This is a genomic window from Pseudomonas sp. CGJS7 (assembly GCF_036961695.1).
Genome location: NZ_JBAMDI010000228.1, coordinates 1 through 8552, shown reverse-complemented (window position 1 = coordinate 8552; position 8552 = coordinate 1). Strand labels below are relative to the sequence as shown.

Annotated in this window: 8 protein-coding genes; 4 read left to right on the top strand and 4 right to left on the bottom strand. The window is 67.9% G+C overall.

From position 1 onward, the window contains the following. Positions 1–2442 (top strand): sensor domain-containing protein (locus V7787_RS51375; RefSeq protein ID WP_336095231.1); only part of this gene is annotated, 2442 nt, incomplete at its 5' end. Positions 2443–2788: 346 nt separating this feature from the next. Here the strand turns inward: V7787_RS51375 and V7787_RS51370 are convergent. Further along, positions 2789–3655 (bottom strand): arginase family protein, encoded by an 867-nt coding sequence (locus V7787_RS51370; RefSeq protein ID WP_336095230.1) that lies wholly within the window; start codon positions 3653–3655, stop codon positions 2789–2791. A 164-nt stretch (positions 3656–3819) separates the two neighbouring features. Between V7787_RS51370 and V7787_RS51365 the strand changes: the two genes are divergently transcribed. Next, positions 3820–4731 carry a LysR family transcriptional regulator gene (locus tag V7787_RS51365; protein ID WP_336095229.1) on the top strand — a complete coding sequence of 304 codons (912 nt, stop codon included), beginning with the start codon at positions 3820–3822 and terminating at the stop codon, positions 4729–4731. A gap of 17 nt (positions 4732–4748) precedes the next feature. Here the strand turns inward: V7787_RS51365 and V7787_RS51360 are convergent, their stop codons facing one another. Beyond that, positions 4749–5366 (bottom strand): LysE family translocator, encoded by a 618-nt coding sequence (locus V7787_RS51360; RefSeq protein WP_336095228.1) that lies wholly within the window; start codon positions 5364–5366, stop codon positions 4749–4751. Positions 5367–5473: 107 nt separating this feature from the next. Between V7787_RS51360 and V7787_RS51355 the strand changes: the two genes are divergently transcribed. Continuing rightward, positions 5474–5938, top strand: coding sequence for an Lrp/AsnC family transcriptional regulator (locus V7787_RS51355; RefSeq protein WP_336095227.1), 465 nt, complete (start codon positions 5474–5476; stop codon positions 5936–5938). A 10-nt stretch (positions 5939–5948) separates the two neighbouring features. On the opposite strand, the gene V7787_RS51350 is transcribed toward V7787_RS51355, so the two are convergent. Beyond that, a complete protein-coding gene (locus V7787_RS51350; protein WP_336095226.1) occupies positions 5949–6560 on the bottom strand; it encodes an NAD(P)H-dependent oxidoreductase in 612 nt (203 codons plus the stop codon). 39 nt (positions 6561–6599) lie between these two features. Continuing rightward, complete coding sequence (locus V7787_RS51345; protein ID WP_336095225.1) at positions 6600–7415, bottom strand: aminotransferase class IV family protein; 816 nt, start codon at positions 7413–7415, stop codon at positions 6600–6602. 144 nt (positions 7416–7559) lie between these two features. On the opposite strand from V7787_RS51345, the gene V7787_RS51340 reads away from it, so the two are divergent. Then, on the top strand, positions 7560–8489 hold the full coding sequence (locus tag V7787_RS51340) for a LysR substrate-binding domain-containing protein (RefSeq protein ID WP_336095224.1): 930 nt from the start codon (positions 7560–7562) through the stop codon (positions 8487–8489). Positions 8490–8552 lie beyond the last annotated feature (63 nt).

Sequence of the window (8552 nt, the reverse complement as noted above, 5' to 3'; positions counted from 1 at the left end):
GCGTTGCGCGCCACCCTGAGCGATGCCTTGAGCGCATTGCGGCGCGAATCCGCGTCGCTGCACCGCGCCGCCTTCGACGCCATCCCCGATCTGGTCACGGTGATGGAAGAAGACGGCACCGTGGTCGAGATCAACCGCGAAGGCACCCGCGCGCACCGCCGCGTGCGCGAGGACATCGTCGGCCAGCCGATCCACGTGCTCAATCCGGAATTGCCGCGCGATCATCTGGCGCCGGTCTGGGAAATCCTCAACCGCGGCGACACCTACGTCATCGAGGTCACCAACAAACGCGGCGACGGCACCCGCTTCCCGGTGGAAGTGCATTCGGCCGGGTTCGAATTCGAAGGCAAGCGCCGGATCATCGCGGTCGCCCGCGATCTGAGCAGCCGCGCCGAAACCGAACTGCGCTTCCGCGAGCTGGTCGAGTCGATCGACCGCGGCGTGATCGTGCAAGACCAGGCGCTGCGGATCATCTACGCCAACAGCGCGGCGATGCGCCTGCTGTCGCTGCACAACGGCCAGAGCATCGCCGACGAATTGCGCTCGGGCCACTGGATGGTGGTCGACCAACACGGCCAGGAACTGCGGCCGGAACACTACCCCTCGCAAACCGCGCTGCGCACCGGGCGCATCGTCGAGAGCACGGTGCTGGGCCTGTACCACCGCGACCGCCGCGAGCTGATCTGGCTGTCGGTGACCGCGGTGCCGCAGTTCCCGCCCGGCGGCAACCGCCCCAACCAAGTGTTCGCGCTGTTCTCCAACATCACCGAACTCAAGCGCGACAGCGCCTTGTTCGACCGCGCCCAGGCGCTGGCCCACATCGGCGGCTGGGAATGGGACGCCGGCCGCGACCGGCTCTACCTGACCCTGGAGGCCGCGCGCATTCTCGGCCGCGACACCGCGCCGGCGCGGATCGAGGAACTGATCGAGTGCCTGCAGCCGCTGGATCGCCACCGCCTGCGCAACGCGCTCGAACGCACCCTCGCCGGCGGCCGCGGCATCGACCTGGAACTGCAAGGCCTGCGCCCGGACGGCAGCGGCTTCTGGGTGCGCGCGATCGCCGACGCCGGCGCCGGCGACGCGGTCCGCCAGGTGCTCACCGGCACCTTGCAAGACATCACCGTGCGCAAGCTCGAAGAAGAGCACCTGCGCATCCAGGCGCGCAGCGATCCGCTCACCGGCCTGCTCAACCGCGACGCGGTCCAGGCCGAACTGGAGCGGCGCCTGGACACCTACCCGCATTCGCCGCTGGCGGTGCTGTACATCGACCTGGACCGGTTCAAGGTGGTCAACGACGTGCTCGGCCACGCCGCCGGCGACCGCCTGCTGGCCTCGGCCGCGCGCCGCATCCGTCACGCGGTCGGCGACCACGCCCAGATCGCCCGCTTCGGCGGCGACGAGTTCCTGGTGGTGTGTTCGCTCGACGGCGACCCCTCGCGCGGCGAACGCGTCGCCGACGCGATCCTGGACATCTTCGGCGACAGCTTCCGGGTCGACGGCGAAGAATTCAGCATCACCGCCAGCATCGGCATCAGCCAGGCGCCGCTGGACGGGCGCACTGCGCAGCAGCTGATCCAGAGCGCGGACGTGGCGATGTACGACAGCAAACGCCGCGGCCGCAACAGCTGGCAGGCCTTCACCCCGGAGCTGGCCGAGCAACAACTGCACCGCCTGCAACTGGAAACCCATTTGCGCCGGGCGGTGCACAACGACGAGTTCCATCTGGTCTATCAGCCGCAGGTGGACCTCAACGACGGCCGGGTGATCGGCGTGGAAGCGCTGATCCGCTGGCGCAACCGCTCGCTCGGCGAAATGCGCCCGGACCGCTTCATCGACCACGCCGAAACCACCGGCGACATCGTCGGCATCGGCGGCTGGGTGTTGCACGAGGCCTGCCGGCAACTGCGCCAGTGGCGCGAAGACGGGCTGACCATCGAACGCGTCGCGGTCAACGTCTCCTACCGGCAATTCCTCGGCGACGATCTGGCCAACAGCGTCGCCGCCGCGCTGTCGGAGTACGGCTTGACCGGCACCTCGCTGGAACTGGAATTCACCGAGCGGGTGCTGATCGAGGACGCGCCCGACACCGTGCGCACCTTCGCCCGTTTGCGCGAGCTCGGTGTGAGCCTGTCGATCGACGATTTCGGCGAAGGCTACAGCGCGCTGAACTACCTGCGCCGGCTGCCGATCCATGGCCTCAAGCTGAGCCAGTTGTTCGTCCAGGGCGTGCCCGACAACCAATCCGACGTCGCGGTCTGCCAGGCGGTCACCGGCATCGCCCGCAGCCTCGGCCTGGGCCTGGTCGCCGAGGGCGTGGAAAGCGAACGCCAGCGCGCGTTTCTGCGCGAACTGGGCGTGAGCATCGGCCAGGGCTTCTTGTTCGCCCCGGGTTTGTCGCCGGACGACCTGCGCGATTACTGCCGGGCGCAAAACCGCTCTTAGCGCCGCCGACAGAAACCGCGCAGCTTACCCACCGCCATTGCCGACAAAACCGCGCAACTCACCCACCGTCATTCCGGCGAAAGCCGGAACCCATTTTGACCTTGCTCTTGCCAGTGCAGGCCAAAGCGCCGCCGACAAAACCGCGCAACTTACCCACCGTCGTTCCGGCGAAAGCCGGAACCCATTTTGACCTTGCTCTTACCAGTGCAGGCCAAAGCGCCGCCGACAAAACCGCGCAACTTACCCACCGTCATTCCGGCGAAAGCCGGAACCCATTTTGATCTTGCTCTTGCCAGTGCAGGCCAAGCCGTTTTATCGGCGGCTCTCGATCGCTACGCCGCCGGGTTCAATCCGGCGCGGTCGCCAGCGACTTCTCGCCCAGCCGGCCGGTACCAAGCCGGCCCGCACCAAGCCTGTCCCCGCCCAGCATCTTCCCGCCCACTTCCTTGACCAGCTTGGCCGCCGCCACCGCGGTCAGATCGGCGATGTCGCGGCTCGGGTTGTACTCGACGATATCCGCCGCCACGATCGGCTGGGTCAGGTTCTGGATCAGATCGATCACTTGCCGCAGCGACGGCCCGCCCGGCTCGCGGTGCGACACGCCCGGCGCGTGCGCGGGGTCGATGCCGTCCATGTCGATCGACAGATAGATCGGCGTGTCGATGCGCAAGCGCAACTGCGCGCCCCATTCGGCGGCCGTCACCACCTCCACGCCGAAGCGCTCGAACTGGGCGCGGTGTTCGTCGTTGATGGTGCGCAGCCCGACCTGGATCAAACGATCGGCCAAACCTTCTTCCATGATCCGCGCGAACGGCGAGGCGTGCGAGCGCTGGTTGCCTTGGTAGGCGTGGTAGATATCGGCGTGGGCGTCGACGTGGACGATGGTCAGGCGCGAATGGCGCCGGCGCACCGCGCGCACGATCGGATGGGTGATGGCGTGATCGCCGCCGAGGCAGATCAACGGATCGCCGGAGGCCAACGCCCGCCCGACCTCACGCTCGATCGCGTCCCAGGGATCGCCGTCGCCATCGAAATCGATGTCGCCGCGATCGACCAACCGGCCCGGCACGCCCAGGTCGACGCCGGTTTCGCTCCAGATGCTGTAAGCGTCGCTGTGCAGTTCGCGGCGGATCAGCGCCGGCGCCTCGGCGCTGCCCTTGAGGTAGGAGGAATTGTCGTCGTTGGGAATGCCCAGCAAGGTCAGTCGGCGCATGTCGGTGTGTCCGCGAAGTAGGAGGCGCCCGCAGGTAGCGCGGCGCGCGAGACGGCTCGGTCGCCGGCTCAAAACCCGGGCTGGACCGATCCGGAGACGACCTTAGGCCCGGCCCTTGCGCAGGTCTACTTCACAAATCTTAGGCTCGATGTAAGATTTTCTTTATGTTCGATCTGACCCGCCTGCGTCTGCTGCGCGAACTCGCCCACCGCGGGACCATGACCGCGGTGGCCCAGGCCTGTCACCTGACCTCCTCGGCGGTGTCGCAGCAACTGGCGACCCTGGAGCGCGAAGCCGGCGTCGCCCTGTTCGAACGCATCGGCCGGCGGGTACGCCTGACCGCGGAAGGCCAGCGCCTTGCGGTGCACGCCGAAACCATCCTGCAAGCCGCGCAGGCCGCGGCGCAGGATCTGCGCGGCGCCGACGCGCACCCGGTCGGCACCCTCGATGTCGCCTGCTTTTCCAGCTACGGCAAACGCCACCTGCTGGCCGCGGTGGTGCGCGCGCAAACCCGGCATCCGGGTCTGCGCATCGTGGTGCGCGAACTGGAATCGCACGACGCCATCGACGCGGTGCGCGAGGGACGTTGCCAACTCGCGCTGAGCTTCGCTTACAACCTGGTGCCCAGAGCCGAACCCGCCGGCCTGACTTCGCGCTTGCTGTTGGAAGAACCGGTGATGCTGGCGCTGCCGCAACGCTGGGCCGGGCACGAGGGCCCGCTCAAGCTGCAAGCGCTTGCGCAAGAGGATTGGATCGTCGGCTCGCGCCAAAGCGACGACAGCCTGCTGGCCGAGCGGGCCTGCGCCGTCGCCGGATTCGCGCCGCGCATCGCCCACACCGCCGACGACTACGAACTGCTGCTGCACATGGTCGGCCACGGCCTGGGCGTGGGTTTCGTCCCGGCGATGGCGCTGGATTCGAGCTTCGCGCTGGCGGGCGACGCGCGCAGCGTGGTGGTGCGCAAGGTCGCCGGCCCGCCGCTGACCCGGCGCATCCACGCGCTGACCCGCGATGCGTTGGCGAACTCGCCGACCGTGCGCGCGTTGCTGGCCGAGCTCGACGCCGACCCGAACTGAGCCGCGAACCAGCCGCCTCAGCTCTTGGCCAAGGCCGCGGCGGCGACCGCGACCATCCCGCCGGACACGCCTTCCACCCAACGCCGCCGGCGATCGCTGGCCGTACCGGAGCGACGCCGGCTTAGCGCCAACACCGCGCTCAACAACGCATACACCAGCGCGCACAAGCCGATGAAGATCGCCGACAACGCCAGCGCCTGCAGCGCGGCCGAACCCTCCGGGCGCATGAACTGCGGCAGGATCGCGAAGTAAATCATCATGCCTTTGGGATTGAGCACCGCGGTCAGAAACCCGCGCTTGAACTGCGCGCCGCGCGCGCCGCTCTCGCTCCATTCCACCGAACCTGCGCGCAGCGCTGAGCGCAGCAATCGCAAAGCCAAGTACGCCAGATAAGCCACGCCGATCCAACGCAAGGCTTCGAACAACACCGGCGAGGCCGCGACGATCGCCGCCAACCCGAACGCCGCCAGCAACGAGTGCACGCCGTAACCGGCGCACACCCCGGCGGTGGCGCGCCATCCCGCCGGCGCGCCGGCGTTGATCGCCTGCGCGGCGATGAACAGCATGTCGGGCCCGGGCGTGCAGATCAGCGGCAGCACGGTCGCGGCGAACAGGAGCAAGGTGGTCGGTTCCATGCCGGGCATGCTACGCCGCAGCCCGCGCAATCGGGTTGCGAAGATTGCCAAAATTATCGATATATTGGCATTGGATGCCAATAAACCGAGAAACCCTGGAGAGCCCCATGCCGGCCAAACTCGACGAAATCGACCGCCGCATCCTGCGCGCGCTGCAACGCGACGGCCGCCTGCAGAACACCGAACTGGCCCAGGAAGTCGGGCTGTCGCCCTCGCCCTGCCTGCGCCGGGTGCGCCTGCTGGAAGAAGCCGGCGTGATCGAGCGCTACGTCGCCGTGCTCAGCCCCGCCCAGGTCGGCATCGGCATGACCTTGTTCACCCGGGTCTGGTTGACCGCGCAGGACGCCGACACCATCGAGCGCTTCATCGACGCGATGAAGCGGCTGCCGCAGGTGATGGAGTGCTACATCATGCTCGGCGAGAGCGACGCGATGCTGCGCGTGGTGGTCGAAGACCTCGACGCGTACCGGCGTTTCCAGACCCAGTACCTGACCCGCGCCAACGGCATCCAGAACGTCAAGACCGATCTGCCCAGCCAGATCGTCAAGCAGAGTTACGCGTTGCCGGTGTGAGCCTCGCCGCTCACGCCGCGCGGCTCTGCCGCCGCGCATCGAACAAACCGCGGCCGATCTCCCGCGCCTTGCACAAATTCGCCAGCACGTCCGCGCTGTCCGAGCCGAGCAACAATTCCGAAGTCTGCACGCGCGCGCCGCAGTAATCGAAGATGCCGTGCTCGATCTGGGTCTTCATCGCGCCGAAGTAGCCGTGCCGCGCATAGGTGCGCACGTCGGCGCCGCCGAGCGCGAGCTGATGCACCGGCAAGCGCTGCAGCCGCTTGTGCAGTCGTTCGTCCTCGCCGAAGTCGTAGGCCCAGCCGTTGGCGAACACCCGGTCGATCCAGCCCTTCAACAACGCCGGCATCGACCACCAGAACACCGGATACACCAGCACCAGGGCATCGGCGCGGTCGATCCGCGCCTGCTCGGCGAGCACATCGGCCGGCGGCTGCGCCAGCCGCAGATGCACCGCGATATCGGCCTGGCCGAAGCGCGGGTCGAAACCTTCCGCGGCCAGATCGGCGATCTCGACACTGTGCCCGCCTTCGCGCGCGTGCAGGCCCTGACTCACCTGCGCGGCGACGGCATGGCTGAGCGAACGCGGATCGGGATGGGCAACGACGATGAGCGCGTGCATGTCAGCGGCCCCCGCCCGACGCGGCGATGAAGCGCGCGGTCACGGCGCCACCTCCGGCTCGGCGCGATAAGCACGATGCAGCAACTCCAGGAACTCCGGCGCCGGCGGCAGCGCGCTGTCGCCGATCCGATGCACCGCCACTCCGGGCGTCCAGGAGTTCATCACCACCGCGCCGGCCATGTCGGCCAGATCGGCCGCGCGGATCTCCTGCTCGCGCTGGGCCACGCCCAGGTTCTGCAACTGACGGCGGACGATGCCCATGGTGGTGCCGCCCAACATCTCCGCCTGCGGCCACACCACCGACCGCCCGTCCCAGAACGCCAGATTCCAGATCGAGGCTTCGCTGAAACGCCCGTGCCGATCGACGAAGGCGGCATCGTCGAAACCCTGCAGCGCCGCCTGCCGCATCGCATGGGTCTTGGCCACTTCGCCGACGTGCTTGATCGCCGGCAGGTAACGCTCGTACTCCACCACGCTCAACGCCAGCGGCCCCGACGGGCCGGACGCGGCCGGGCTGGTGCGGATCAGCAGATCCAATTGCGCCGACGGATCGCTCGCGGTGAACTCGCCGGTCGGCGAGTACACGGTGGCGAGCAGCGACACATTCTCCGGCCCGTGGTTCAGCGCCGTACGCAACTGCGCCAGCACGCGCTGGTCGGGCAAGGCCTGGCCGAACATCGTCATCGATGCCGCGCGCAAGCGGCGCAGATGCAAGTCCAGCCCGCGCACCCGGCCGGCGCGCGCCTGCATGGCGGTGAAGTGAGCGTAGCCGGCGAACGCCAGCGGGGTCAGATCCTCGGCATCGGCCGGACGGCCGTTGCGCAAGGCGACGAAGGAATCGGCGACAAGGGACATTCGAAACTCCAAGATTGCGCGGCCGAACGAGGTTTCTTCCACACCCCGGCAAGCGCGTGGGGAATGGACGAAATCATCCATCGTTGAGAGCGCGGAGAAAAACGAGTAATTTTCGACGGATCGTCAAACACGGCTTGAAGATCGATGAACCGCATGTTGCCGGGCACCCGCGCCTTGAGAACCTTCGAAGCGGCCGCACGGCATCTGAACTTCACCCGCGCCGCCGACGAACTCGGCCTGACCCCGGCCGCGGTCAGCCACCAGATCAAGGAAATCGAGGAGCAACTGGGGCTGACGCTGTTCGTACGCACCAGCCGCAGCATCCAGCTCACCGCCGCCGGCATCGAGTTGTACGATGCCACCCGCACCGCGCTGGACACCTTGCACCGCGCCGCCGCGCGCGCGCGCCGGCTCAACCGCGGCACGACCCAACTACGCGTTTCGCTGAGCGCGCGCTTCGCCAGCAACTGGCTGCTGCCGCGGCTGCCGCAACTCAAGGCGGCGCACCCCGAACTGGAACTGACCTTCGACATCAGCGATGAGCTGCGCGACTTCGACACCGACGATGTCGACGTCGCGATCCGCTTCGGCGCCGGCCGCTATCCGAAAACCCGCGCGCAGCGTTTGTTCGACACCACCATCGTCGCCGTGTGCCGCCCCGCCCTGCTCCAATCCGACGCCCGCCCGCAGCATCCGCGCGACCTGGCCGAGCACACCCTGTGCTACGTCGACTGGAAGACCGACGACATGACCTGGCCGAACTGGTCCATGTGGATGGCCGCCGCCGGGATCGAAGACTTCGACGACCGCCGCTGCGTCGGTTTTCCCGATTCGGGCTTCGTAGTGCAGTCGGTCATCGACAGCGGCGCGATCGGTCTGGCCGATCTGGACATGATCGGCAACGATCTGGCCCAGGGCCGTCTGGCGCGGCTGTTCGATATCGGCCTGGCGATGGGCGGCGGCTATGCCTATCACTTGGTGTATCCGGATAGCGCCGCGGCCGATCCGCGCATCGTCGCGTTCGGCGAGTGGTTGCGGCAGCAGGCTGAGCAGATGGAACAGACGCCTGGCTGATGCCTCGCTGGTGGGCGCGCGGTATGCGAACCGAATTGAAAGTTGCGCCGGCGCCTGAGTGGC

Coding starts and splice junctions, on each gene's coding strand:
- V7787_RS51370 (WP_336095230.1), bottom strand. CDS start 3,655: ATGCGCCGACTGACCTTGCTGGGCATTCCCAACGACGACAATTCCTCC.
- V7787_RS51365 (WP_336095229.1), top strand. CDS start 3,820: ATGTTCGATCTGACCCGCCTGCGTCTGCTGCGCGAACTCGCCCACCGC.
- V7787_RS51360 (WP_336095228.1), bottom strand. CDS start 5,366: ATGGAACCGACCACCTTGCTCCTGTTCGCCGCGACCGTGCTGCCGCTG.
- V7787_RS51355 (WP_336095227.1), top strand. CDS start 5,474: ATGCCGGCCAAACTCGACGAAATCGACCGCCGCATCCTGCGCGCGCTG.
- V7787_RS51350 (WP_336095226.1), bottom strand. CDS start 6,560: ATGCACGCGCTCATCGTCGTTGCCCATCCCGATCCGCGTTCGCTCAGC.
- V7787_RS51345 (WP_336095225.1), bottom strand. CDS start 7,415: ATGTCCCTTGTCGCCGATTCCTTCGTCGCCTTGCGCAACGGCCGTCCG.
- V7787_RS51340 (WP_336095224.1), top strand. CDS start 7,560: ATGAACCGCATGTTGCCGGGCACCCGCGCCTTGAGAACCTTCGAAGCG.